Origin of the sequence: Serratia sp. ME47 (genome assembly GCF_903970925.1) — a bacterium.
Taxonomy (GTDB): domain Bacteria; phylum Pseudomonadota; class Gammaproteobacteria; order Enterobacterales; family Enterobacteriaceae; genus Serratia; species Serratia ureilytica.
Genome location: NZ_CAJCKE010000025.1, coordinates 1 through 20,185 on the forward strand (window position 1 = coordinate 1; position 20,185 = coordinate 20,185).

At 62.1% G+C, this 20,185-nt stretch carries 20 protein-coding genes and 1 pseudogene; 16 read left to right on the top strand and 5 right to left on the bottom strand.

The window, feature by feature from the left end; translation table 11 throughout:
• Positions 1–122: 122 nt before the first annotated feature.
• From H7A77_RS20230 to H7A77_RS20240, 3 genes and pseudogenes are all read left to right on the top strand, one after another.
• Positions 123–542: pseudogene (locus tag H7A77_RS20230) on the top strand (thioredoxin family protein); the annotation flags it as partial.
• Positions 539–1,255: a DsbA family protein gene (locus H7A77_RS20235; protein ID WP_099782568.1), complete on the top strand. Its 717-nt coding sequence runs from the start codon at positions 539–541 to the stop codon at positions 1,253–1,255. The pseudogene H7A77_RS20230 and the gene H7A77_RS20235, both read left to right, overlap by 4 nt.
• Complete coding sequence (locus tag H7A77_RS20240; protein ID WP_042785112.1) at positions 1,248–1,748, top strand: protein disulfide oxidoreductase; 501 nt, start codon at positions 1,248–1,250, stop codon at positions 1,746–1,748. The genes H7A77_RS20235 and H7A77_RS20240 overlap by 8 nt, the downstream gene beginning before the upstream one ends.
• Here H7A77_RS20240 and H7A77_RS20245 read toward each other — a convergent pair.
• Positions 1,745–3,211 (bottom strand): PLP-dependent aminotransferase family protein, encoded by a 1,467-nt coding sequence (locus H7A77_RS20245; protein ID WP_182074574.1) that lies wholly within the window; start codon positions 3,209–3,211, stop codon positions 1,745–1,747. The two genes, H7A77_RS20240 and H7A77_RS20245, sit on opposite strands and share 4 nt — an antisense overlap.
• 172 nt (positions 3,212–3,383) lie before the next feature.
• Here H7A77_RS20245 and H7A77_RS20250 point away from each other — a divergent pair, with 172 nt between their 5' ends.
• A complete protein-coding gene (locus H7A77_RS20250; protein ID WP_123061856.1) occupies positions 3,384–4,379 on the top strand; it encodes a DMT family transporter in 996 nt (331 codons plus the stop codon).
• Between the two features lie 156 nt (positions 4,380–4,535).
• A complete protein-coding gene (locus H7A77_RS20255) occupies positions 4,536–5,165 on the top strand; it encodes a CatB-related O-acetyltransferase (RefSeq protein ID WP_042785110.1) in 630 nt (209 codons plus the stop codon).
• 34 nt (positions 5,166–5,199) lie between these two features.
• On the opposite strand, the gene H7A77_RS20260 is transcribed toward H7A77_RS20255, so the two are convergent.
• From H7A77_RS20260 to H7A77_RS20270, 3 genes are read right to left on the bottom strand one after another with little or no spacing between them, the layout of a single operon-like run.
• Positions 5,200–6,723 (bottom strand): tripartite tricarboxylate transporter permease, encoded by a 1,524-nt coding sequence (locus tag H7A77_RS20260; RefSeq protein WP_182074575.1) that lies wholly within the window; start codon positions 6,721–6,723, stop codon positions 5,200–5,202.
• Positions 6,724–6,734: 11 nt separating this feature from the next.
• Positions 6,735–7,166 carry a tripartite tricarboxylate transporter TctB family protein gene (locus H7A77_RS20265; protein WP_033643891.1) on the bottom strand — a complete coding sequence of 144 codons (432 nt, stop codon included), beginning with the start codon at positions 7,164–7,166 and terminating at the stop codon, positions 6,735–6,737.
• A 15-nt stretch (positions 7,167–7,181) separates the two neighbouring features.
• Positions 7,182–8,162: a tripartite tricarboxylate transporter substrate binding protein gene (locus H7A77_RS20270; RefSeq protein ID WP_033643890.1), complete on the bottom strand. Its 981-nt coding sequence runs from the start codon at positions 8,160–8,162 to the stop codon at positions 7,182–7,184.
• A 275-nt stretch (positions 8,163–8,437) separates the two neighbouring features.
• On the opposite strand from H7A77_RS20270, the gene H7A77_RS20275 reads away from it, so the two are divergent.
• The 3 genes from H7A77_RS20275 to H7A77_RS20285 all read left to right on the top strand — a co-directional run bounded on the left by H7A77_RS20275 (position 8,438) and on the right by H7A77_RS20285 (position 11,014).
• Positions 8,438–8,767, top strand: coding sequence for a hypothetical protein (locus H7A77_RS20275; protein ID WP_047025296.1), 330 nt, complete (start codon positions 8,438–8,440; stop codon positions 8,765–8,767).
• Positions 8,768–8,934: 167 nt separating this feature from the next.
• Positions 8,935–9,609, top strand: coding sequence for a transcriptional regulator TctD (tctD, locus tag H7A77_RS20280; protein ID WP_033643888.1), 675 nt, complete (start codon positions 8,935–8,937; stop codon positions 9,607–9,609).
• Complete coding sequence (locus H7A77_RS20285) at positions 9,596–11,014, top strand: sensor histidine kinase (protein WP_182074576.1); 1,419 nt, start codon at positions 9,596–9,598, stop codon at positions 11,012–11,014. The genes tctD and H7A77_RS20285 overlap by 14 nt, the downstream gene beginning before the upstream one ends.
• Here the strand turns inward: H7A77_RS20285 and H7A77_RS20290 are convergent.
• On the bottom strand, positions 11,011–11,931 hold the full coding sequence (locus tag H7A77_RS20290) for a DMT family transporter (protein WP_182074577.1): 921 nt from the start codon (positions 11,929–11,931) through the stop codon (positions 11,011–11,013). The genes H7A77_RS20285 and H7A77_RS20290 overlap by 4 nt on opposite strands.
• Before the next feature lie 117 nt (positions 11,932–12,048).
• Between H7A77_RS20290 and H7A77_RS20295 the strand changes: the two genes are divergently transcribed.
• The 8 genes from H7A77_RS20295 to dedD all read left to right on the top strand — a co-directional run bounded on the left by H7A77_RS20295 (position 12,049) and on the right by dedD (position 20,031).
• Positions 12,049–12,822 (top strand): helix-turn-helix domain-containing protein, encoded by a 774-nt coding sequence (locus H7A77_RS20295; protein WP_033643885.1) that lies wholly within the window; start codon positions 12,049–12,051, stop codon positions 12,820–12,822.
• Positions 12,823–12,875: 53 nt separating this feature from the next.
• Positions 12,876–13,997 (top strand): 4-phosphoerythronate dehydrogenase PdxB, encoded by a 1,122-nt coding sequence (gene pdxB / locus H7A77_RS20300; protein WP_033643884.1) that lies wholly within the window; start codon positions 12,876–12,878, stop codon positions 13,995–13,997.
• 110 nt (positions 13,998–14,107) lie between these two features.
• Positions 14,108–15,118, top strand: a complete 1,011-nt coding sequence (locus tag H7A77_RS20305) for an aspartate-semialdehyde dehydrogenase (protein WP_033643883.1) — start codon at positions 14,108–14,110, stop codon at positions 15,116–15,118.
• The gene (gene truA, locus H7A77_RS20310; RefSeq protein ID WP_033643882.1) at positions 15,118–15,939 is read left to right on the top strand and encodes a tRNA pseudouridine(38-40) synthase TruA; all 822 of its coding nucleotides are present in this window, start codon (positions 15,118–15,120) and stop codon (positions 15,937–15,939) included. The genes H7A77_RS20305 and truA overlap by 1 nt, the downstream gene beginning before the upstream one ends.
• A 78-nt stretch (positions 15,940–16,017) precedes the next feature.
• A complete protein-coding gene (locus H7A77_RS20315; protein ID WP_004936130.1) occupies positions 16,018–16,680 on the top strand; it encodes a DedA family protein in 663 nt (220 codons plus the stop codon).
• 232 nt (positions 16,681–16,912) lie between these two features.
• The gene (gene accD, locus H7A77_RS20320; protein WP_182074578.1) at positions 16,913–17,821 is read left to right on the top strand and encodes an acetyl-CoA carboxylase, carboxyltransferase subunit beta; all 909 of its coding nucleotides are present in this window, start codon (positions 16,913–16,915) and stop codon (positions 17,819–17,821) included.
• 191 nt (positions 17,822–18,012) lie between these two features.
• On the top strand, positions 18,013–19,278 hold the full coding sequence (gene folC / locus H7A77_RS20325) for a bifunctional tetrahydrofolate synthase/dihydrofolate synthase (RefSeq protein ID WP_182074579.1): 1,266 nt from the start codon (positions 18,013–18,015) through the stop codon (positions 19,276–19,278).
• Positions 19,279–20,031 (top strand): cell division protein DedD, encoded by a 753-nt coding sequence (gene dedD / locus H7A77_RS20330; RefSeq protein ID WP_089192065.1) that lies wholly within the window; start codon positions 19,279–19,281, stop codon positions 20,029–20,031.
• Positions 20,032–20,185 lie beyond the last annotated feature (154 nt).

A 20,185-nucleotide genomic window follows, 5' to 3' on the forward strand; every position in this document is an offset into this window, starting at 1 on the left:
CCCTTCTCCATCTCGCACTTGTTCACTCCTTTCACTTTATGTTACCGCCGTCCACCCTCACACACACTCTCCCCCCCTCTCTTCCCCTACACGACCCTCTCCCGATCTCTATGGAGCGGGCGGGTGTGGCCTTGCTGGCCGGTTCGCTGACCGCCGGTCTGTGGCACCAGCCGTTGCAGGATCGGGTGCAGTGGCAACCGCTGAGCGAACAGGCGATCGCCGAGGCGCTGGCGCAACATAAACGGGTGTTCGTCGACGTCACCGCCGACTGGTGCGTGACCTGTAAAGCCAACAAATTCAATGTGCTGCTGCGCGATGACGTACAGCGGGCGTTGAGCGCCGATGACGTGGTCGCGCTGCGCGGCGACTGGAGCCGCCCGTCGGCCGACATCAGCGCCTTCCTGCAAAAGCGCGGCAGCGTCGCCGTGCCTTTCAACCAAATCTATGGCCCCGGCAGCCCGGACGGCGTGGTGCTATCCCCGCTGTTGACCCGTGACGCCGTGCTGCAAACGCTTTCCTATGCCAAAGGAACCGAACAATGAAAAAGTTACTGATTTTACTGATGATCATCGCCGCCCCGGTGTGGGCCGCCGAGCCTTTCACCCCGGCGCAAGAGGCGCGTATCAAAGAGATGATCCGCGAAACGCTGGTGTCCAACCCGGACATTCTGGCGCAGGCGGTGGACGCCTGGCAGCAGCAAACCGCAAGCCAGCAAATCAGCCAGGCTATCAAGCAGAATGCCAAAACGCTGTATCAGGATCCGGCCAGCCCGCGCCTCGGCGCCGCCAACGCCAAGCTGACGCTGGTGACCTTTACCGACTATAACTGCCCGTACTGCAAGCGGTTTGATCCGATGCTGGAGAAAATCGTCAAACAATACCCGGATGTGGCGCTGGTGGTGAAGCTGTTGCCGTTCAAGGGCGAAAGTTCGGTCAGTTCGGCGCGCGTGGCGCTCACTACCTGGCAGCAGCACCCGGAGCAATTCTGGGCCTTGCATCAGCGGCTGATGGCGAAAAAGGGCTTCCACGACAAGGCCAGCATCGCCGCCGCGCAGGAGAAAACCGGCGTCAAGGCGGTGGCGCCGAGCGAACAGAGCATGACCACGCTGCGCACCAATATGGAATTGGCGGAACAACTGGGCGTACAAGGGACGCCGGCGACGCTGATCGGCGATCGGATGCTGCCGGGGGCGGTGTCCTATGAAGAGCTGGAAACGATGGTGAAGCAGCAGCTGGCGAAGGCCAACCATGGCTAAGCTCAAGCGCTGGGGGCGCGAGTTGCTGCTGCTGGCGCTGATCGCACTGGCGGTGATCACGGTGATGGATTGGCTGAACGCGCCGCAGGCGCCGCCGGCCTTCGATGCCCAGACGCTGACCACGTTGGATGACGAGCGCGTGTCGTTGGCGCAGCTCAGTCATGAGCGGCCGCTGCTGGTTTACTTCTGGGCCAGCTGGTGCGGCGTTTGTCGTTTCACTACGCCGGACGTCGCCCGTTTGCAGGCGGCGGGCGGCAACGTGCTGACCGTCGCGCTGCGATCGGGCGACGATACCCAGGTGAAACAGTGGCTGGCGCGCAAACGGCTGGCGCTGCCGGTGGTCAACGATCCGGCCGGTACGCTGTCGGCGCAGTGGCAGATTGGCGTGACGCCGACCTTCGTGGTGGTCTCGCAGGGCAAGGTGGTGCAGAGCACCACCGGCTGGACCAGCTACTGGGGGATGAAGCTGCGGCTGTGGTGGGCCGCCGTCTAACCGGCGTTTTTCTCTGCTATCACTTCCTCAATCGCCCGGCTAAGCCGGGCGATACCTTCTTCAATCTGCGGCGGCGAGTTGGCGGCGAAGTTTAGCCGCAGACTGTGCGCGCCCAGCTGTTCCTGGGCATAAAAGCATTCGCCGCGCGCGAAAGTGACGCCGTGCCGCCAGGCCACCGGCATCAGCTCGGTGGTGGTCACCGTCGCGGGCAGCGTCAGCCAGATAAACAAGCCGCCTTGCGGTGTTTCGAAACGGCACCCCGGCGGCAACCGTCGTTGCAACGCGTCGATCATCACTTCCAGATGCAGGCGATAGACGCGCCCGGCGCGGCGCAGCTGCTTGTCGTAACGGCCGACGGTGACGAACGCGTCCAGCGCCCGCTGGATCAGACTGGAGCTGGTGAAGCTGTCGACGTGTTTCAGCCTGGCGAAACGCTGATAGTGTTCGCTGTCCGCCACCAGATAGCCGATGCGCATGCTGGGCAGCAGCATCTTGGAGAAGGTGCTGACGTAGATCACCGCGCCCGGCTGCGCCAGCGCGCGCAGCGACGGCAGCTGCTTGCCCTGGTAACGCAGATCGCCGACGAAATCGTCCTCCAGGATCACCACGCCGGCCCGTTGGGCGATCGCCAGCAGGCGCCGCCGCCGCGCCTCGCTCAGGCAGCGGCCGGTCGGGTTGTGAAAGTTGGGGATGGTGTAGATCAATTTGGGGCGGTGGCGTTCCAGCAACTCGGGCAATCGTTCGACCAGCATGCCGTGGCGATCGCCCGGCACGGTGACGATATTGATGCGGTGCTGGCGCAGCAGGCCCAGCGCTTCGGCGTAGGTCGGTTCTTCGACGATCACCGTATCGCCCGGCGCCAGCAGGCTTTGCACCACCAGGCTGATGGCATGCTGCGAGCCGTTGGTGATCAGCACCTGTTCCGCCTGCGTGGGGATGCCCTGCGCGCTGAGAATGCGGCTCAGCGTATCGCGCAGCGGGTAGTAGCCGCAGTATTCCCCGTAGCTGAAGGCCTCTTCCGCGTGGCGGCTGAGCACCGACAGCAGCACTTTGCGAAACGCCTCCAGCGGAAACACCTTAGGGCTGCCGACGCCGGCGGCGAAGTTGATCAGCCCCTCCGGCAGCGGGGCGTCGGCGTAGCCGTCCAGCCGCGAGGTGAGGGGGGTGAAGCTCTCCAGCGGGAAGGGGGCATCGCTGCTCGGCCGGGCCGGGCGCGTTTGCGCCTGCGGGTGCGCAACGTAGGCGCCGCTGCCGCGCCGCTGATGCAAAAAGCCCTTGGCCGCCAGTTCGGCATAGGCGTTATCCACCGTCAAACGGCTGACCGCCAATTCGGCCGCCAGCGTGCGCGTTGAGGGCAGCTTGTCGCCATCCACGAACACGCCGGTAAGGATGGCGCGCCGCAGCGCTTCTTCGATCTGTAAATAGAGCGGAACGTCCTGCTCGCGATCTAACGGAATGTGCATGCGAAATTGGCCCGGTTAGGGAGAGAGCTTTTTACTATACCCTATGTCAACAGGGCTTCAAGCGCAGAAAAGTGGCCTGCATGACAAGGCCGAAAAGTGGCTATAGTGGGAAAATATGGCCGCGTTACACTGTGCGCCTGAGCATTTATGTCGCCATTTTCCCGAGGATCTCATGTCATTACCGTCAGGCGTTTCCGCCCGGCCTTTGCTGCCCGGCGCGCGTCTCTTTCAGGGCAGCCGCCAGGGTTACGTCATCGCCATTATCAGCGCCATGCTGCTGGCCTTTACCGCCATCATCATCCGCGCGCTGACCGAATACTATCACCTGCCGACCTTTGTTCTGGCGTTCTGGCGCGCGGCGCTGGTGGCGCTGGTGCTGTTGCCGCTGCTGTTGATGGTGAAACCGCAGTGGGCGCGCCTGCGGCGTGAACAGGTATTGTTCTATGCGCTTTACGGGCTGCTGCTGGCGTTGTTTAACAGCCTGTGGACGCTGTCGGTGGCGCTGAACGGCGCATCGGTGGCGACCATTCTGACCTACTGTTCGGTGGGCTTTACCGTGTTCCTCGGCTGGGTGATGTACAGCGAACGCCTGACGCTGCGCCAACTGCTGGTGATCGCCATCAGCCTGGGCGGTTGTTTCCTGGTCAGCAACGGCGACAGCATGGGCAACCAGCACTTCGATTTGTTGGGGCTGCTGGTGGGGATGCTGTCGGGCATCGGCTATACCCTGTATACCCTCGGCGGGCGGGTGGCCAGCGAACGGGGCTATCCGGTGTGGAACACCATTTTGTACGTTTTCGGTTTTTCGGCGCTGTATCAGCTGGTGTTCAACGCGGCGCTGACGGCGTTCCCGCTGGCAGCGTTCCACGGCATGGCCGGCTCTCTGTGGTTCCTGTCGCATGGCGCGCAGGGCATTCAGTGGAGCGGCTGGCTGTTGCTGCTGGCGCTGGCCGCCGGGCCGACGCTGTTGGGCTTCGGGTTGTATAACATCAGCCTGAAAACGCTGCCGCTGGCCGTAGCCAACCTGATCCTGTCGTTGGAGCTGGTTTTCACCGCGGTGATCGCCTATTTCCTGCTGGGGGAAAACATGAATCAGCTGCAGCTGCTGGGCAGCGCGTTGGTCATGGGTGGGGTGTTGCTGTTGAAAAGCAAGACCGCTGAGGCGTGATCGGTTACCATTTCGCCTCGCAAGAGAGGCGGTAATCATGAATAACCCGAGATTGAAACGAGCGCTTATCGCTTGAAGGGCCGTGTTGAGTGAACGACAACACGGCCACAGACATTCCGTTCCGTGGCTTTTATTCCCGTAACAAGAGAATACGCCATGTCCGAAAAACACTGGTCCAACACCGAGCTGCTGCATCAGACGGTGACCAACCCGAATATTATCGTCAAGGGCACCCACAGCTACTACAGCGACTGCTGGGATAATGGTTTCGAACGCTCGGTGGTGCGCTATCTGCACGGCGACGCGGTCAGCCGGCAATGGCAGCCGCTGGGCGAAATAGATCGCCTGCTGATCGGCGATTACGTGTGCATCGCGGCCGAAGCGGTGATCCTGATGGGGGGCAATCACACCCATCGCATCGACTGGTTGAGCCTGTACCCGTTTATGGCAACCATCAAACAGGCGTACCGCCCCAAAGGCGATACCCGGCTGGGCGACGGTTGTTGGATTGGCATGCGGGCGATGTTGATGCCAGGGGTCTCGATAGGCGAAGGGGCGATCGTCGCCGCCGGCAGCGTGGTGACCGGCGACGTTGAACCTTATGCCATCGTCGGCGGCAATCCCGCGAGGTTTATCCGTTGGCGATTCGCGCCGGAAGTTATCGCGCGCTTGCTCGCCTTGCGCCTCTATGAGTTGCCTGAGGCGGACTTTGCGGTGATTCAGCCCCTGCTCGTCGATGACGATATCGGGGCGCTGGAAAGGGGAATTGCGGCCTTGCGCCGTTAAACACAACGGGCGGGAAATTCCCGCCCGTTACGCGTTATTCGGCCTTGGCCTTGGCCTCGGCCGCCGGATGGCGGCGTTTGCGCATCAGGCGCAGCAGCGGTGGCAGCGCCAGCACCGCGACCGCCAGCACCAGCAGCGTTTGCGCGATGCTGCTGCTCCACAGGATGCCGAATTCACCGTTGCTGATCGACAGCGCGCGACGCAGATTCTGCTCCAGCATCTCACCCAGCACGAAGCCCAGAATCAGCGGCGACATCGGGAAGTGCATTTTCCGCAGGATATAGCCGAACACCCCCAACCCGACCATCAGCAGCAGGTCGAAGGTGGTGCTGTGCACCGCATAAACCCCCACCGCGGAAACCGCGGCGATTGCCGGCACCAGGAACCACAGCGGGATGGTCAGCATGCGGGTGAACAGGCCGACCAGCGGCAGGTTCATGATCAGCAAAATGACGTTGGCGATCAGCAGCGCGGCGATCAGCCCCCAGACGATATCCGGTTGTTCGGTAAACATTGCCGGACCGGGGGTGATGTTGTACAGCGTCAGCGCGCCCATCATCACCGCCGTGGTGCCGGATCCCGGCACCCCCAGCGTCAGCATCGGAATGAACGAACCGCAGGCCGAGGCGTTGTTGGCCGCTTCCGGCGCCGCTACGCCGCGGATGTCGCCTTTGCCGAAGGTGTCGCTGTTGTCGCTGATTTTCTTCTCGGTCATGTAGGTCAGCGCGCTGGCGATGGTAGCGCCGGCGCCCGGCAGAATGCCGACGAAGAAGCCGATCACCGATGAACGCAGGGTCGGGCCGGCGCACTGCGCCGCCTCTTTGCGGTTGAACAGCAACCGGCCGGTTTTACGCACCAGCTTTTGCCCGGCGCTGGTGCTTTCCAGCATCAGCAGAATTTCACTGACCGAGAACAGGCCGATCACCACCACGATAAACTGCACGCCGTCGGAGAGGTGCACGCTGTCGAAGGTAAAGCGGTAAACGCCGGTGTTGGCGTCGACGCCCACCGTCGCCAGCCCCAGGCCGATCAGCGCCGCCAGCAGCGATTTCAGCGGGTTTTGGCTCATCATGCTGCCGAGGCAGGCGATGGCGAACACCATCAGGGCGAAATACTCCGCCGGGCCGAAGGCCAGTGACCAGCGGGCCAGCAGCGGCGCGAACAGAATAATGCCGCCGATGGCGATCATCGAGCCGACGAACGAGCTGACCGCCGAGATGGACAGCGCCACGCCGGCGCGCCCCTGCTGCGCCATCGGGTAGCCGTCCAGCGCGGTCATGATCGCCGCCGCATCACCCGGCACGTTGAGCAGAATCGACGAGATGCGCCCGCCGTATTCGCAGCCGATATACACCGTCGCCAGCAGGATCAGCGCCGATTCGGCCGGCAGTTTGAGGGCGAACGCCAGCGGCAGCAGGATCGCCACGCCGTTGATCGGCCCCAACCCTGGCAACAGGCCGACGATGGTGCCGACGAAGCAGCCGATCAGGGCGATAATCAGGTTTTGCGGCACCAGCGCCACTTCAAACCCTTGGGTCAAATACATCCAGGTATCCATCATCGCTCCCGTTAGCTCAGCCAGGCGCCGAGCGGCAGTGTGACATCGAGAAGTTGGTCAAAGGCGTAGTACAACGCTGCGCCCATGATGACGCCGGAGATGGCCGCTGCCGGCAGGCTGGCCTGAAACAGCAGGCCGATGCTGAACGTCAGCAGCGCGGTCGCCAGCGGAAAGCCGAGCCATTCAAACCCCCAGGCATACAGCACCAGGGTGATCACCAGCACCAGCAGCCGCTGCATCACCTTGTGGTGCGGCCATTCCACCGCCTGCGGGCGGCGCAGCAACAGCAGCGCCGCGCACAGCGCCATCAGGCTGAGGATCGCCAGCGGGAAAGGGCGCGGCCCCAGCGGTTCATAGCTGTATTCGCTCTGGATGCCCCAGCCGATGAACAGCCCGCCGATACACAGCAGCAGCCAAAAGCCGGCAAAAATACGATCGCTCATGGTTTTCCCCTGCGGTTATTTGGCCAGGCCGAACACTTTCGCCTGCTCACGGTATTGGGCAACCTGATTCTTCACGTAGGCGTCCAGCTCTTTGCCGGTCAGGTTGAATTCGAACAGGCCGCGCAGATCGCGCTGCTGCTTGAATTCGTCGGTCGCCATCATTTTCTGGAAGGTGTCGATCCACCACTGATACTCTTCATCGCTGACTTTCGGCCCGACGTAGAAGCCGCGAATGATCGGCCACACCAGGCTGTATCCCTGCTCTTTGGCGGTGGGAATATCGGCCAACTGGCCCGGCAGACGTTGCTCGGCATACACCGCCAGCACGCGGATCTTGTCGCCCTGCAGGTAAGGCACCATTTCGCTCAGATCGCCGGATACCGCCTGGATGTGGTTGCCCAGCAGCGCGGTGACCGGTTCCCCGCCGCCCTCGAACGCCACGTAGCGCATCTTGCGCGGATCCACGCCGACTTCGCGCGCCAGCAGCGCGGTTTTCATCCAGTCCTGGCTGCCGATCGAGGCGCCGGCGCCGAACACCACGCTGTTGGGATCTTTTTGGAAAGCGTCCATCAAGTCTTTCAAGGTTTTGTAAGGCGAGTCGGCGCGCACCGCGATCATGCCGTAGTCGGTACCGACCGCCGCCAGCCATTTCACGTCGTCCACGTTGTAGCGGCCGAACTTGCCCTGAGCCAGGTTGAGCAGCGAACCGCCGGAGAAGGCCACCACGGTGCCGAACTCCGCCGGGCGCTGCGCGACGATGGCGTTGTAGGCCACCGCGCCGACGCCGCCGGGCATATAGGTGACGCGCATCGGTTTATCAATGGCCTTGGTGTCCTGCAGCGATACCTGAATCAGTTTGCAGGTCAGATCGAAGCCGCCGCCGGGTTTGGCCGGCGCAATGCATTCGGTGCGTTTGGGCGCTTCCACGGCAAAGGCCTGAGAGACCGCCAGCAACAGGGCGGCGGCGGTAAAGGTGCGGGTCATTATTTTTTTCATTGTGACTTACCCTCGGTATTGTCTGATGGTGAATCCCCGCTGAATGCGGTTGCGGAATTGTTAAAACAACAACCTTTCATTTACCTTTCAGTGGCCGGAAAAGTTTCCAGTCTGTGATTAGGATCTCTTGTCGCGAGCGAACGGCGGCTGCGCTAACATAGAATGGGCGCAGAGAACAGCGCGCAAAACCGGCCAAAACCCTGCGTAATGTCAGGATTGCCGATAGTCGTTCGCGTTAAAATCATCTGTAATAAAATGAATAGAGATGCAGTGATATGTTTTCGTTAGGGAAATTGTTTGGCGGCAGGGACAGCGCCAAGGTATGTGCGATTAAACGGCTGCCAGAGGTCTACGCCGAGATGGCGGGAGAAGCCGGGCAGTGTCGTGTGAAGCGCTTGCGCCCTGAGATTGGCGTATTTGAGCTGCATTTCGTCAACGCCGACGGTGAAAAGTATGTTTGCCCGATGACCGCCTGCGTGACCGGCATCGATCTGGTGTTTGCCGCCAACAACCGCTCCGTGCTGGTTTCTTCGCCGTTTACCGCCGACAAGCTGCGTCCGGTGTTGGATCTTGCTCTCGCCGATAGCCCCATCACGCTGATCTGAGGCGTCACACGAGCGCGCCCCAGTACGCATAATTGTGTGCCAGCTCCCAAAACTGGCGGCGCGGCGCTCTTTTATCCCCTTATTTTCCATGCCATTCTCTGTTATCGACCTGTTAACAGACGCCGCATCGGTGTCTGGTTGTTCAGGTAAATCAATGGAATGGGAACATGCGACTGTTATTGGTTGAAGATCACCCCGAGCTGTCTCACTGGTTGCAAAAGGCGCTGACCGGCGCCGGATTTGCCGTCGACGTCGCGCCGGACGGCGTGGCCGCCGACCACCTGTTGCTTAATGAACGCTATGCGCTGGCGGTGCTGGATGTGGCGTTGCCGCGTCTGAACGGTCTCGATTTGTTGGCGCGCCTGCGCAAGCGCGGGCAGGATCTGCCGGTGCTGTTGCTGACGGCGCGCACCGACGTGACCGACCGGGTGAAAGGCCTGAATCTGGGGGCGGACGACTACCTGACCAAACCGTTCGAACTGGACGAGCTGGAGGCGCGCATTCGGGCGTTGCTGCGCCGCAGCGTCGGCGCCGCGCAGCCGGCGTTGCAATACGGCGCGTTGACCTATCATGACGAAGGTTATTTCCTGCTGGAGAGCAAACCGCTGGCGCTGACGCCGCGCGAGCTGGCGGTGCTGACCGCGCTGATGCACCGGCGCGGCCGCCCGGTGGCCAAGCAGCAGCTGTTTGAGCAGGTGTTTACGCTGTCTGACGAGGCCAATCCGGAGAGCATTGAGCTTTACGTACACCGTTTGCGAAAAAAGCTGCAGGGCAGCGACGTGGCGATCGTCACGCTGCGCGGTCTGGGCTACAGCCTGGAACTGTGCAATGCGGTGGTTTAACGCGCCGCGTTCGCTGTTTTATCAACTGCTGCTGTTTTTTGGCCTGCCGCTGCTGGCGCTGGGCGGCATCTCTATCTACACCCACTACTTCAGCGCCATGAGCGCCGCCACCCTGGCCTACGACCGCACGCTGCTGGCGTCGGCGCGCACCGTGGCGGAGCGGCTGGTGGTGCGCGAAGGCAAGCTGGCGGTCGATGTGCCTTATGTGGTGCTCGACAGCTTCGAGCGCAACATGAACGATCAGCTCTATTACGAGGTGATCTCGCCGCAGGGGAAAAGCATCTCGGGCTATGACGATTTGCCGTCGTTGCCGCCCCACATTCCACGCTCCACCCTCTATCCGGCATTGGTGCATTTCTACGATGCGGAATACCTCGGCCGGCCGATCCGCGTGGCGGCGCTGTTTCAACCGGTCAACGAGTCGGGCGTGAGCGGCATGGCGACCATTCTGGTGGCGGAAACCCTGGAATCGCGTCGTTACCTGGCGCGGCAGATGATGATCGCGGCGCTGTTGAGCCAGGGCACGGTGGTGGTGTTGACCCTGATCCTGGCGTTCGCGCTGCTCAAGCGGGTGTTGAAGCCGATGCGTAAACTCTCCGGCATCATGCTGCGGCGCGATCCGGGCGAACTGACGCCTTTGCCGCGGGTTCTTCCCTGGTCGGAGATGCAGCCGCTGCTGGTGGCCTTTAATCGTTACATCGAACGGCTGCGGCTGATGGTGGCGCGTCAGGAACGCTTCAGCGCCGACGCCTCTCACCAGCTGCGCACCCCGCTGGCGGTGCTGAAGACCCAGGTCGGGGTGGCGCTGGCCAGCGATCGGCCGCAGCAGTGGCGCGAAAGTCTGCAGGCGATGACCGCGACGCTGGATAACACCGTGGCGCTCACCGACCGTCTGCTGCACCTCTCGCGCCTGAAAGCCAGCGAGCACAGCGCCGATCGCAAGCTGCAGCCGGTCAATTTGGCGCAGGTGCTGCGCGACGCCTGTTTCTCTCGCTTGCCGCAGGCGCGCAGCAAACAGATCGATCTCGGTTTCGAGGGTGAAGCGGCGTGTCAGGTCGCGGGGGAGCCGCTGCTGTTGGCCGAGCTGTGTGCCAATCTGCTGGACAACGCGCTGAAATACACGCCGCGCCAGGGCGTGGTGACCGCCCGCCTTACGCGGGACAAGACTACGGGGGAAGGGGTGCTGGAGATTGAAGACAGCGGCCCGGGCATCGCCTTGCAGGACAAGGCGTTGGCGCTGCAGCCGTTTCATCGTTTGGACAACGTGGGCGATCAGCCGGGCGCCGGTTTGGGATTGGCGTTGGTGAAGGACATCACCGCGTATCACGGCACCCGCCCGGAGCTGTTGAGCTCCGCCGCGCTGGGCGGCCTGTTGGTGCGGGTGCGTTTCAGGTTGCTGGCTTAGGCCTGTTCTTTGCAGGAATCTGCGCCTGCCGCCGGGGCTTTGGCTTTACGCGTCAGCGGCGTGCGCAGCCGCTGCGACAGGATCACGCCCAGCAGGGTGATGCCGCCGCCGATCAGGTGGTAACCGTGCAATTGTTCATGCAGGAACAGCACCGCGATAGCGGCGGTAAACACCGGTGCCAGGTTCATGAAGATCGAGGTGGTGTTGGCGCCCAGGCGCAGGACGCCCTGGATCCACAGGTACGGCGCGATGATCGAGGCCGGAATGCCGGCGAACAGCACCAGCGGCAGGTTATGGCCGTTCAAGCCGACATCCTTCGCCATCAGGAAATTCGGCAGCAGCAACAGCACGCCGAACAGGATCTGCACGTAGAGCGATTGCCAGTTCGGCAGCGCGATGGCCCAGCGTTTGGTCAACACGCCATACAGCGCGTAAGAGGCGGTGGCGAGCAGCATCATCAATTCCCCTTTTCCGATACCGTGCTGCAACAGCGCGACGGGCTGACCGCCGCTGACCAGCCAGATCAAACCGCAGAAGGAGAGAATGCTGCCGAGCAGCACGCCGACGGTCGGCGCAATGCGCAGCAGTACGATGCTGATCAGGATGGTCAGCAGTGGGATCAGCGACACGATGATGCCCATAAACAGCGCGCTGACGCTGTGCGCCGCGTAATAGGCCAGGCTTTGATACAGCACCATGCCGAGCAAGCCGAGGATCATCAGCTTCCACCAGTTGGCGCGCACCTGCGCCCAGTTGCGAAGCACGCCCGGCAGCACAAACGGCGTCAGGGCGATCAGCGCCAGCAGCCAGCGGTAGAGCGAGATGGCCGCCGGATCGATGGCGGTGGCGGAGAGTTTGCTGACGACGGCGTTAATCGACCAAATCAGCACGGCCAGCAGGGGGAAAAGCATATTCATGACAATTATTCTCAATAGCGTCCAACATGCTGGCTAGTCTACGCGTGTCCGGTTTATCATATATAACGATATTCAGACAAAAATCGGCGTAAATAAGACAAATCACGAGACGAAACCATGCCAGAAATCCGCCATTTCCCCGAGTCGCTGATCCCGGCGCCAAACCCGGTGCAGTTTCGTTGCGAGGAGTTCAACGTCCGCACCGAATTCCAGCCGCACAGCCATACCTGGGGCCAATTGATGTGGGTCAAAGCCGGGGTGATGGTGCTGCGCATCGGCGGGCAGCGCTTTCTGGCGCCGCCGGAGTACGTGCTGTGGACGCCGGCGGGCATCGAACACTCCTGTTACAACCAGCGGCTGGCGCAGTGCCGCATGGTGGACATCGCGCCGGCGCTGTGCGCCGGCATGCCGGCCGATCCTTGCCTGGTCAATGTGACGCCGATCTTTCGCGCCATCGCCGAGGATTTCTATGCGCGCAAACAGTACATTCCGCAGGCGGAGGCGGATTTGCGCCTCTGCCAGGTGCTGATCGACCAGCTGCATCTGTCGCCGCGCCAGCAAACCTATCTGCCGTCGTCGGACGACAAGTTTTTGGCGCCGGTGCTGGAAGCGCTGGAACATTGCCCGGCGGACAACACTTCGCTGGCGACGTGGGCGAAGCGGGTATACACCACCGAGCGCACGCTGTCTCGCCGCTGCCAGCAGGATTTGGGCATGCCGTTCAGCGAATGGCGCCAGCGCCTGCGGTTCCTGCACGCCGTGTCGCTGCTCGAACAGGGCAAAACCGTGCAGGACGTGGCGCTGGAGGTCGGCTACAGCTCCGCGTCGGCCTTTATCGTCATGTTCCAGCAGATCGCCGGCACCACCCCTGAGCGCTTTCGCCGTGCCTGATTCAGTGGCACACTATTTCGCAGACAAATAGCCGTAAACCGTCGGAGAACGCAGTGAAAATTCTGGTTGATGAAAATATGCCGTATGCGGCCGAGCTGTTCAGCCGCCTGGGCGACGTGCGGGCGGTGCCGGGGCGTCCGATCCCGCTTGAGGCGCTGGCGGATGCCGACGCGCTGATGGTGCGTTCGGTCACCAAGGTCAATGAAGCCTTGTTGGCCGGCAGCCGCATCGGCTTTGTCGGCACCGCTACCGCCGGCACCGATCACGTCGATGACGCCTGGCTGCAACGGCAGGGCATCGGGTTTTCCGCCGCGCCGGGCTGCAACGCCATCGCGGTGGTCGAGTATGTGTTCTCCGCATTGATGCTGCTGGCCGAGCGCGACGGCTTCCAGCTGCGGGATAAAACCGTCGGCATCGTCGGCGTGGGCAACGTCGGTTCGCGTCTGGACGCGCGTCTCAAAGCGCTGGGCGTGCGCACGCTGCTGTGCGATCCGCCGCGCGCCGATCGCGGCGACGCCGGGGAATTCTGGCCACTGGAGAAGTTGGTGGCCGAGGCCGACGTGCTGACCTTCCATACGCCGCTGAATAAATCCGGCCCGTATCATTCATTGCATCTGGCGGACGCCGATCTGCTGGCAGCGTTGCCGGACAACCGCATTCTGATCAACGCCTGCCGTGGGCCGGTGGTGGATAACGCCGCGTTGCTGCAGGCGCTGGAAAAAGGCAAAAAGCTGAGCACGGTGCTGGACGTGTGGGAACCGGAGCCGGATCTCGCCTTGCCGCTGTTGGCGCGGGTGGATATCGGCACTGCGCACATCGCCGGGTATACGCTGGAAGGCAAGGCGCGCGGCACCACCCAGGTGTTCGAAGCGTTCAGCCGCCATCTGGGGCAGCCGCAACAGGTGGCGCTGGCCTCGCTGCTGCCGGTGCCGGAGTTCAGCCAGATCCGTCTCAACGGCCCGCTGGATGAAGCGCGGTTAAAACGATTGATGCACTTGGTGTATGATGTGCGCCGCGATGATGCGCCGCTGCGCAAAGTCGCCGGGCAACCGGGCGAGTTCGATCGCCTGCGCAAGCACTACCAGGAACGCCGCGAGTGGTCTTCGCTGGCCGTGCAATGCGATGACAGCGCCAGCGCCGAGCTGCTCGGCAAGTTGGGCTTCAGCATCGCGTAGCGCGTAAGGTTGTCTTAAGCCAACGCCGCTACAGTGAGCGGCAAAGATTATCGGGCGGTGGCTGCACTGCCCGTCTGCTTTTATGAATGAAATACTCTGGAGAAAACCCAATGTCTGACGGCTGGAATATCGCGCTGCTCGGCGCCACTGGCGCGGTAGGTGAAGCGTTGCTGGAATTGTTGCAGGAACGCCAGTTCCCGGTGGGTGAGCTCTATCCTCTGGCAAGCGAACGCAGCGCGGGCGCCAATGTGCGCTTCAACGGCAAGTCTCTTCTGGTGCAAAACGCCGAAGAGTTCGATTGGTCGCAGGCGCAGCTGGCCTTCTTCGTCGCCGGCAGCGACGCTTCCGCGCGCTATGCCGAAGAGGCTGGCAATATGGGCTGTCTGGTGATCGACACCAGCGGCCTGTTCGCCATGGAACCGGATGTGCCGCTGGTGGTGCCGGGCGTGAACCCGCAGGTGCTGGCGGATTACCGTAACCGCAACATCGTCGCGGTGGCCGACAGCATGGTCAGCCAACTGCTGACGGCGATCAAACCGCTGACCGAACAGGCGGGGCTGTCGCGCCTGCACGTCACGACGCTGATGTCGGTATCCTCGCGTGGCAAGGCGGCGGTGGACGATCTGGCCGGCCAGAGCGCGCGGCTGTTGAACGGCATCCCGGCCGAAGAAGGCGTTTTCACAAAACAGCTGGCGTTTAATATGCTGCCGCTTGTCGCCGACGAGCAGGGCAGCGTGCGCGAAGAACGCCTGATCGTCGATCAGGTGCGCAAGGTGCTGCAGGACGAAGGGTTGCCGATTTCGGTGAGCTGCATCCAGTCGCCGGTGTTTTATGGCCACGCCCAGGTCGTGCATCTGGAAGCGCTGCGTCCGCTGTCCGCCGAAGAGGCGCGCAGCGAGCTTGAAGAGGTCGAAGACGTTCAACTGAGTGAAGAGGATGATTACCCGACTCAGGTCACCGAAGCTTCCGGCAGCGATGCGCTCAGCATCGGGTGTCTGCGCAACGATTACGGCATCCCCGAGCTGTTGCAGTTCTGGACGGTGGCGGACAACGTCCGCTTCGGCGGCGCGTTGATGGCGATCGAAACCGCCGAGCGTCTGGTGCAGGAGCAGATGTACTGATGTCTGAGGTGGTCTCGCCCGTTAAGCCGACGCTGAAGGTAGCGCTGGGCATCGAATATGACGGCAGCCGTTACTACGGCTGGCAGCGGCAGCAAGAAGTGGCCAGCGTGCAGGAACGGCTAGAGCAGGCGTTGAGCAAGGTGGCGGATGCGCCGATCAACGTGCTGTGCGCCGGGCGCACTGACGCCGGGGTGCACGCCACCGGGCAGGTGGTGCACTTCGAAACCACCGCGCGCCGCAAGGACGCCGCCTGGACGATGGGCGTCAACACCCATTTGCCGCCGGACATCGCGGTGCGCTGGGTGAGCCCCGTCGCCGATGATTTTCACGCGCGTTTCAGCGCCACCGCGCGCCGTTACCGCTATATTATTTTCAACCATCGCTACCGGCCGGCGGTGTTGCAACAGGGGGTGACGCATTTTTATCACCCGCTGGACGCGGACCGCATGCATCGGGCGGCGCAGGCATTGCTGGGCGAGAACGACTTTACCTCGTTTCGCGCGGTGCAATGCCAGTCGCGCACCCCGTGGCGCTGCGTAAAACACGTTAAGGTTACGCGCTACGGCGAATATATTGTGGTAGATATCAAGGCGAATGCCTTCGTGCATCACATGGTTCGCAACATCGTCGGCAGCCTGATGGAGATCGGCTGCGGCAATCAGGATGAGAACTGGATGGCCGAGTTGCTGGCGCTGAAGGATCGCAATCTGGCGGCGGCGACGGCGCGAGCCGAGGGGCTGTATCTGGTTTCCGTGGACTATCCCGACCACTTTGGCATCCCGCGGCCGCCGATGGGGCCGCTGTTTTTACCCGACGATTAAACGCCGGCACGCCTGAAAGCGTCGCTCCCTTGTGCTTCTGCCGGGTGATTGAAACGCCCGGTATCAATGAGAGAATTTATGGACATCATCAAGTTTATTATTGATTTCATTCTGCATATTGATGTGCACCTGGCCGAACTGGTCGCACAATACGGCATGTGGGTCTACGCTATTCTGTTCCTGATCCTGTTTTGCGAGACCGGTTTGGTGGTGACGCCGTTCCTGCCGGGGGATTCTTTGCTGTTCGTCGCCGGCGCGCTGGCGGCTTTGCCGACCAACGATCTGAACGTGCACACCATGGTGGCGTTGATGGCCGTGGCGGCGATCATCGGCGATGCGGTGAACTACACTATCGGGCGGTTGTTCGGCGAGAAGCTGTTCAGTAACCCGAATTCGAAAATCTTCCGCCGCAGCTACCTGGATAAAACGCATCAGTTTTATGAGAAGCACGGCGGGAAAACGATTATTCTGGCGCGATTCGTGCCGATCGTGCGTACTTTTGCGCCGTTCGTCGCCGGCATGGGACATATGTCCTATCGCCACTTCGCCGCCTACAACGTGATTGGCGCACTGGTTTGGGTGCTGCTCTTCACTTATGCTGGCTACCTGTTCGGCGATCTGCCGGTGGTGCAGGAGAACCTGAAACTGCTGATCGTCGGGATCATCATCGTTTCGATTCTGCCGGGCGTGATTGAAATTTGGCGCCACAAGCGCGCCGCCGCCCGCCAGCAAAAACAATAAAAACATCGCTCAACCTGTCGGTTCGACCAGTTTTTTGTCCACAGCGTCGGGCCGATATGGTTTAATGAGCGACATTATGGTCTGTTCCTGCGAACAACCCTGAAGCCGATGCCTCGGTCGCGCGCTTGCCGCGCGGCGAACGGGCATTTTTTCATTGGGGGTGTTTTCGGGGGGATTGTTAAAGCATGAACAGCGGACTGGCGTGTGCCAGGTTCAAACAGAAAGGTCATCGATGAGCTGGATTGAACGAATTCTTAACAAGAGCAATATCACACAAACCCGTAAGGCGAGCATTCCTGAAGGGGTCTGGACCAAATGCGACAGCTGCGGCCAGGTTCTCTACCGCGCCGAGCTGGAGCGGAATCTGGAAGTGTGTCCGAAGTGCGACCACCATATGCGTATGAGCGCGCGCGCGCGTCTGCATACCCTGCTGGATGAAGGCAGCGAAGTGGAGCTGGGCAGCGATCTGGAGCCGAAAGACGTTCTGAAATTCAAGGATTCCAAGCGCTATAAAGATCGTCTGGTCGCCGCACAGAAAGCGACCGGCGAGAAAGATGCGCTGGTGGTGATGAAGGGCACGCTGTACGGCATGCCGATCGTCGCGGCGTCCTTTGAATTCGCCTTCATCGGCGGTTCGATGTCTTCCGTGGTTGGCGCGCGTTTCGTGCGTGCGGTTGAGCAGGCGTTGGAGGACAACTGTCCGCTGGTGTGCTTCTCCGCCAGCGGCGGCGCGCGCATGCAGGAAGCGCTGATGTCGCTGATGCAGATGGCGAAAACCAGCGCGGCGTTGGCCAAAATGCAGGAGCGCGGCTTGCCGTACATCTCCGTGCTGACCGACCCGACCATGGGCGGCGTCTCCGCCAGCCTGGCGATGCTGGGCGACATCAACATCGCCGAGCCGAAAGCGCTGATCGGCTTTGCCGGCCCGCGCGTGATCGAGCAGACCGTGCGCGAGAAACTGCCGCCGGGTTTCCAGCGCAGCGAGTTCCTGATCGAAAAAGGCGCGATCGATATGATCGTTCGCCGCCCGGAAATGCGCCAAACGCTGGCGAGCATTCTGTCCAAGCTGACCAACCAGCCGCAGCCGCATTTCGATGAGGCCGCGCAGGTCATTGAGCCGGAGCAGCAGGCCGACGCCTGAGGCAAAGACGGATCCCGCCCGGGTTCAGCCGCCACTTTGTGGCTAAGTGACGGCTGATGCCCGTTCCCTGCCGGCCGCGGCCTATGACGTTGCGGTTTGCAGGTGGGCGGCAGTGACGAAGCGCATCGCCTTTACCGCGGTGAGGGTGGTGCCCTGATGGATTAATGAACCCAAGTTCAGTGATGGGACTCATGCAAAACCACCAAATTCCCCAAGCCACGTCGCCATTGAGCTCGTGGCTTTACTATCTGGAACGTCTGCACAGCCAGGCGATCGAACTCGGCCTCGAGCGCGTACAGCGCGTCGCGGCGCATCTGGACTTACTGACCCCCGCTCCCACGGTGTTCACCGTTGCCGGCACTAACGGCAAAGGCACGACCTGTCGCACCCTTGAAGCTATTCTGCTGGCCGCCGGCCTGCGCGTCGGCGTTTACAGCTCACCGCATCTGGTGCGCTACACCGAACGTGTGCGCATTCAGGGGGAAGAGCTGAGCGAAGCGGAGCACAGCCGCTCGTTTGCCGCCATTGAAGCCGGCCGCGGCGAAACGTCGCTGACCTATTTCGAATTCGGCACCCTGTCGGCGCTGCAGCTGTTCAAACAGGCGCGGCTGGACGTGGTGATCCTGGAAGTCGGCCTGGGCGGGCGTCTCGACGCCACCAACATCGTCGATCCGAGCGTGGCGGTGATCACCAGCATCGCGCTCGATCACACCGACTGGCTGGGCAACGATCGCGAAAGCATCGGCCGTGAAAAGGCCGGCATTTTCCGCAGCGGCAAGCCGGCGGTAGTGGGCGAACCCGACATGCCGGACAGCATTCGCCAGGTCGCCGAAACGCTGGGCGCGCCGCTGTATCGCCGCGGTGAAGCCTGGAGCTTCAGCGAGCAGGGCGATCGCTGGCAGTGGCAGGGCGGCGACACGCAGCTGACCGATCTGCCGACGCCGAACGTGCCGCTGGCCAACGCCGCTACCGCGCTGGCGGCGCTGAACTGTTCCCCGCTGGAAATCGACGAGCGCGCGATCTTCACCGGGCTGCAGCAGGCGACGCTGCCGGGGCGTTTCCAGATCGTGCGGCGGGAGCCGATGCTGATCCTCGATGTGGCGCACAATCCGCACGCCGCCGGCTATCTCGCTGGGCGTCTGGCCAAGCTGCCGCGCGACGGCGGCAAGGTGCGTGCGGTGGTGGGCATGCTGTCGGACAAGGACATCGCCGGTACGCTGGCCTGCCTGAGCGAGCAGGTGGATGAATGGTACTGCGCACCGCTCGACGGCCCGCGCGGCGCCAGCGTCGAACTGCTGGCGCAACATCTGGCGGAACCGCGACGCTTTAATGATGTCGAAACTGCCTGGCGGCAGGCTATGCAGGATGCTGATAAACAGGATATTGTGATCGTCTGTGGATCGTTCCACACCGTTGCGCAGGTGATGGCAGCGTCAGACGAGATGCGGGGAGTGTGAGTGGCGAGTAAATTTCAGAACCGACTGGTCGGAACCGTGATTCTGGTGGCGCTGGGGGTGATCATCCTGCCAGGGTTGCTGGACGGCAAAAAGAAGCATTACGAGGATGAATTCGCGGCCATTCCTTTGGTGCCGAAGGCGGGCGACGTCGAAGAGAACGACGTGTTGCCGCCGGTGACGCAGCCGTTGCCGGCGCAGCCGCCGGAAGGGGCGGGCGCGCTGGTCGAGCAGCAGGCGGCCAACGAAGCGGCGGCGCAACAGGCGGTGCGACAGAATGCTCAGCAACTGACGCAGGTGGCGCCGCCGCCGGTCGAGACGCGTCCTCAGCCGGTGCAGCAGCAGCCTAAGCCGAAACCGGTGGAAACCAAACCGGTAGAGGTGAAACCGAAACCGGCGCCGCAGCCGAAGCCGGTGGAAGTGAAACCGACGCCTAAGCCGGAGCCGAAACCTGAACCGACGCCGAAGCCTGAGCCGGCACCGCAGCCGAAACCGGCGGAAGAAAAAGCGCCGGCCGGGCAAGCCTATGTCGTGCAGCTCGGGGCGTTGAAGAATGCCGCCAAGGCGAACGAGATTGTCGCTTCGCTGCGTCTTTCGGGCTATCGCGCCTTCACCGTGCCGTCAACGCCGGTGCAAGGGCAGATCACCCGCATCTACGTCGGCCCGGATGCTTCCAAGCAGAAGCTGCAGGCGGCATTGCCGTCGCTGAACTCGATCAGCGGGCTGAGCGGACAGGTGAAGCCGTACGGTCGTTAAACCCCGCAGGGGCGCAGCAGGATACGCCCCTGAATTAAGGAGTGGTGGAGAGATCTCGAGAGAAACCGCGCCTTTTACAGGCGAAATCACCTATGTAGGCGCGGCGATTGGGAATTTTTTAATCGCCGCTTTTTATTTGTAACGTGGTAGGAAA

Bases quoted from the DNA above. Each gene is read 5' to 3' on its own strand.
- H7A77_RS20235 (WP_099782568.1), top strand. From the start codon at position 539: ATGAAAAAGTTACTGATTTTACTGATGATCATCGCCGCCCCGGTGTGG.
- H7A77_RS20240 (WP_042785112.1), top strand. From the start codon at position 1,248: ATGGCTAAGCTCAAGCGCTGGGGGCGCGAGTTGCTGCTGCTGGCGCTG.
- H7A77_RS20245 (WP_182074574.1), bottom strand. From the start codon at position 3,211: ATGCACATTCCGTTAGATCGCGAGCAGGACGTTCCGCTCTATTTACAG.
- H7A77_RS20250 (WP_123061856.1), top strand. From the start codon at position 3,384: ATGTCATTACCGTCAGGCGTTTCCGCCCGGCCTTTGCTGCCCGGCGCG.
- H7A77_RS20255 (WP_042785110.1), top strand. From the start codon at position 4,536: ATGTCCGAAAAACACTGGTCCAACACCGAGCTGCTGCATCAGACGGTG.
- H7A77_RS20260 (WP_182074575.1), bottom strand. From the start codon at position 6,723: ATGGATACCTGGATGTATTTGACCCAAGGGTTTGAAGTGGCGCTGGTG.
- H7A77_RS20265 (WP_033643891.1), bottom strand. From the start codon at position 7,166: ATGAGCGATCGTATTTTTGCCGGCTTTTGGCTGCTGCTGTGTATCGGC.
- H7A77_RS20270 (WP_033643890.1), bottom strand. From the start codon at position 8,162: ATGAAAAAAATAATGACCCGCACCTTTACCGCCGCCGCCCTGTTGCTG.
- H7A77_RS20275 (WP_047025296.1), top strand. From the start codon at position 8,438: ATGTTTTCGTTAGGGAAATTGTTTGGCGGCAGGGACAGCGCCAAGGTA.
- tctD (WP_033643888.1), top strand. From the start codon at position 8,935: ATGCGACTGTTATTGGTTGAAGATCACCCCGAGCTGTCTCACTGGTTG.
- H7A77_RS20285 (WP_182074576.1), top strand. From the start codon at position 9,596: ATGCGGTGGTTTAACGCGCCGCGTTCGCTGTTTTATCAACTGCTGCTG.
- H7A77_RS20290 (WP_182074577.1), bottom strand. From the start codon at position 11,931: ATGAATATGCTTTTCCCCCTGCTGGCCGTGCTGATTTGGTCGATTAAC.
- H7A77_RS20295 (WP_033643885.1), top strand. From the start codon at position 12,049: ATGCCAGAAATCCGCCATTTCCCCGAGTCGCTGATCCCGGCGCCAAAC.
- H7A77_RS20305 (WP_033643883.1), top strand. From the start codon at position 14,108: ATGTCTGACGGCTGGAATATCGCGCTGCTCGGCGCCACTGGCGCGGTA.
- truA (WP_033643882.1), top strand. From the start codon at position 15,118: ATGTCTGAGGTGGTCTCGCCCGTTAAGCCGACGCTGAAGGTAGCGCTG.
- H7A77_RS20315 (WP_004936130.1), top strand. From the start codon at position 16,018: ATGGACATCATCAAGTTTATTATTGATTTCATTCTGCATATTGATGTG.
- accD (WP_182074578.1), top strand. From the start codon at position 16,913: ATGAGCTGGATTGAACGAATTCTTAACAAGAGCAATATCACACAAACC.
- folC (WP_182074579.1), top strand. From the start codon at position 18,013: ATGCAAAACCACCAAATTCCCCAAGCCACGTCGCCATTGAGCTCGTGG.